Consider the following 3,876-nt stretch of genomic DNA (forward strand, 5'->3'; position numbering starts at 1 on the left):
GAAAGCCGATCGACGAACGCCATCGGCTCGGCTCGCTCGCCCAGGGCGGCTTGCGCCAGCTCGTAACCTGGTGAACGGCTCGATCGCGGCGAGGAACGGCCTCGAGAAGCACCGTTCGCGCCGCGCGGCTCACGGCTGGGCCGGCGGAGCGCCGTCCTGCGAAGGGCTGCCTGAACGCGATCCAGGCCTATCCTCGCGCGCGATCCGAACGCTCCCGGGCAACCCGGATCGCCACGACCGCCAAAGCCCCGGAGAGCCGTTCAACGTCCGGCCTGTCGAGGTGGAGGGGCACGTGAAATCTCGCTGCCTGCAGCGCCGGACGGGGGTCCGCAGACGCGCGTCCCGCCGCGCTGAAGCATCGTCCCGAAGGGTGGCCGCCGGGTTTCGGCAAAAGCCGATGCGCGTGTGTGCTTTCACGCCACGCGCTCCCGGCCCGTCATCCGGCTGTCGCGGCGCCCTGCGATGGCCGCCGCATGTTGGAGGGCCTCTCATGTCCGCAAGTCGCCGCCAGATCCTTCTCAGCGGAGGCGCCGGTCTGGTCGGGCTGGCCTCGGGCCTCGCGCGCCCCGGCCTGAGCCGCGCCGCCGACCGGCCACTGCTGAGCCACGGGCTGCAATCGGGCGATGTCGGCACCGACTCGGCCGTGGTCTGGGCCCGGTCCGACCGGCCTGCCCGGGCGATCATCGAGTGGGCGACCACCGAGCGCTTCTCCGAGATCCGCGGCGGGGTCTTCGCCGACGCACTGCCCGAGACCGACGGCACCGTGAAGGTGGCGCTCACCGGTCTGCCGGCGGGCCAGGACGTGTTCTACCGGGTCCGCCTGCAGGACGTCGCCGCGCCGACGATCGTCGGACCGGCCCAGGTCGGGCGGTTCCGCACCGCGCCGGCGGACCGGCGCTCGGTCTCGTTCTGCTGGTCGGGCGACACGGCGGGCCAGGGCTGGGGCATCGACGAGGCCCGCGGCGGCATGACCATCTATTCCGCCATCCTGAAGAACCGGCCGGACTTCTTCATCCATTCCGGCGACACGATCTACGCCGACGGGCCGATCCAGCCCGAGGTGAAGCTCCCCGATGGCAGCCTGTGGCGCAACCGGGTGACCGAGGCGGTCGCCAAGCCGGCCGAGACGCTGGAAGAATTCCGCGGCCGGCACAAGTACAACCTCACCGACCGGAACGTGCTGGCCATGAACGCCGCCGTGCCGATCCTGGCGCAATGGGACGACCACGAGGTCACCAACAACTGGTGGCCGGGCGAGCCCCTGACCCGGGCCGAGCATCTGAAGAAGAAATACACCGACCCGAACGCGCTCGCGCTGCAGCTGCGCGCGTCGCGGGCGTTCCACGAATACATGCCGATGCGCTTCGAGCCCTCGGAGCCCGGCCGGGTCTATCGCAGGATCGGCTACGGCCCGCTGGTCGACGTGTTCATGCTCGACATGCGCTCCTACCGGGGCCCGAACGGCGAGAATCGCCAGACGGAATACGGCCCCGACGCCTACTTCCTGGGGCCGCAGCAGATCGCGTGGCTGAAGCGGGCGCTGCTCGATTCGCGCGCCACCTGGAAGGTGATCGCCGCCGACATGCCGCTGGGCCTCGTGGTGACCTACGACGTCGACCGCAATTTCGGTTCGGAGGCGGTGGCGCAGGGCGACGGACCGCCCCTCGGGCGCGAATTGGAGATCGCCGACCTGTTGCGCTTCATCAAGAGCGCCGGGATCCGCAACACCGTCTGGCTCACGGCCGACGTGCACTACACGGCGGCGCATTACTACGACCCCGGCAAGGCGCAGTTTCAGGATTTCGACCCGTTCTGGGAGTTCGTCTCCGGGCCGCTGCACGCCGGCACCTTCGGCCCAAACGCCCTCGACGACACGTTCGGCCCGCAGCTGCGCTTCGTGAAGGCGCCCGACAAGGGGCAGGTCAACCTGTCGCCGGCCGCGGGCTACCAGTTCTTCGGCCATGTGGCGGTCGACGGCGCCACCGAGCAGATGACCGTGACGCTGAAGGACGCGGCCGACACCGACCTCTGGCACGTCACCCTGGATCCCGCGAAGGCGTGACGGTGCCCCGCGCGGGACGCGATCAGAAGAAGATCGGCCGCGCGCTGGCGGTGATCTCGCCGAGCACCGTGCCGGTGGCCGGCTCGACCTCCTTGAGCACCACGTCGTAGCCCCAGAGGTCGGCGAGGTGCTGGAGCACGCGCTTGGCGTCCTCCTTCTGCAGGGTGATCTTGTTGATCGCCTTGTGGTGCAGGATCAGGCGCCGGTCGCCCTCGAGATCCACGTCCACCACCTCGATGTCGGGATCGAGCCACGCGACGTCGTACTGGCGGGCGAAGGACCGGCGCATCTTGCGGTAGCCGCGCTCGTCGTGGATCGCCTCCACCCGCAGTTCCGGCTCCTCCGGGTCGTCGACCACGTGGAACAGGCGCAGGTCGCGCATCAGCTTGGGCGACAGGAACTGCTGGATGAAGCTCTCGTCGCGGTAATTCTCCCAGCAGTCGCGCAAAACCGCCATCGGATCGCCGGTGCCGGCGATCTCGGGGAACCAGTCCCGGTCCTCGTCGGTGGGCTGCTCCACGATCCGGGCGATGTCCTGCATCATCGCGAAGCCGATCGCGTAGGGGTTGTGGCCGCCATACGAGCGGTCGTCGTAGTTCGGCTGCCGGATGACGTTGGTGTGCGACTGGAGGAACTCCAGATAGGCGGCCTCGCCGATCTGACCCTGCGCCGAGAGCGCGTTCATGATCCGGTAATGGACGTAGGTGGCGCAACCCTCGTTCATCACCTTGGTCTGGCGCTGCGGGTAGAAATACTGCGCGACGAGGCGGACGATCCGCAGGATCTCGCGCTGCCAAGGGCGCAGCCGGGGGGCGACCTTCTCCAGGAAGTAGAGAATATTCTCCTGCGGCAGTTCGAGCAGGGCCTTGCGCCGCTCGGCGACCAGGTCCGGCCGCACCGCGCCGACCTTCTGCGGCAGGGTCCGCCACAGGTCGTTGTAGATCTGCTCGCCGTGCTCGATCCGCTCACGCTCCCGCCGCTGCTCCGAGGCGAGGTCCGGCCGCTTCTTGCGCGGATAGCGGTGGACGCCCTGGCTCATCAGCGCGTGGGCGGCGTCGAGCATCTGCTCGACCGCCTGGTGGCCGTAGCGCTCCTCGCAGCGGGTGATGAAGCCCTTGGCGAAGTCGAGGTAATCCAAGATCCCTTCGGCATCCGTCCATTGCCGGAACAGGTAGTTGTTCTTGAAGAAGTGGTTGTGGCCGAAGGCCGCGTGGGCGATGACCAGCGTCTGCATGGTCGCCGTGTTCTCCTCCATCACGTAGGAGATGCACGGATCGGAATTGATGACGATCTCGTAGGCGAGCCCCATCAGGCCCCGGCGATAGCCGGCCTCGTGCTGGGCGAAGTGCTTGCCGAACGACCAGTGCTTGTAGAACAGCGGCATGCCGATCGACGCGTAGGCGTCGAGCATCTGCTCGGCCGTGATGATCTCGATCTGGTTCGGATACCAGGACAGGCCGAGTTGCGGCCCGGCCACCGCCTCACAGGCGTCGTGGATCCGCCGGATGGTGTCGAAGTCCCAGTCGTTGCCGGTGAACAGGGGTTTCTGGCCACCGGAGATGATCTGGGGCGTCCGTGCCTTGACGAGCGTCATGCGGCCTCCGGTGTCTTCGGACCGTGCCCCGCACCGGCGCGGGACGGGAGCTCCCTCCCCTCTCTGCGGGGGAGGGTGGCCCCTGCGTCAGCAGGGGTCGGGAGAGGGGAGCGAGGGTGCAGAACGAAGCTCTGGCCTACACGAGAGCTGCGCCCCTTCCGGAAGCCGGGCTCCCCTCTCCCGACCCCCTTCGGGGGGCACCCTCCCCCGCAGAGGGGGG

Annotated in this window: 2 protein-coding genes; one reads left to right on the forward strand and one right to left on the reverse strand. The window is 68.7% G+C overall.

Annotated elements, in window-relative coordinates; genetic code table 11:
* The first annotated feature begins 490 nt into the window (after window positions 1-490).
* Window positions 491-2,062: an alkaline phosphatase D family protein gene (locus MKK69_RS23605; protein WP_243971901.1), complete on the forward strand. Its 1,572-nt coding sequence runs from the start codon at window positions 491-493 to the stop codon at window positions 2,060-2,062.
* A gap of 22 nt (window positions 2,063-2,084) precedes the next feature.
* On the opposite strand, the gene MKK69_RS23610 is transcribed toward MKK69_RS23605, so the two are convergent.
* Entirely contained in the window at window positions 2,085-3,656 is a 1,572-nt protein-coding gene (locus MKK69_RS23610; RefSeq protein WP_243971903.1) for a SpoVR family protein, read from the reverse strand.
* Window positions 3,657-3,876 lie beyond the last annotated feature (220 nt).

It is taken from the genome of Methylobacterium sp. J-026, assembly GCF_022829585.1.
Classification (GTDB): Bacteria; Pseudomonadota; Alphaproteobacteria; order Rhizobiales; family Beijerinckiaceae; genus Methylobacterium.

Bases quoted from the DNA above. Each gene is read 5' to 3' on its own strand.
- MKK69_RS23610 (WP_243971903.1), bottom strand. From the start codon at position 3,656: ATGACGCTCGTCAAGGCACGGACGCCCCAGATCATCTCCGGTGGCCAG.
- MKK69_RS23605 (WP_243971901.1), top strand. From the start codon at position 491: ATGTCCGCAAGTCGCCGCCAGATCCTTCTCAGCGGAGGCGCCGGTCTG.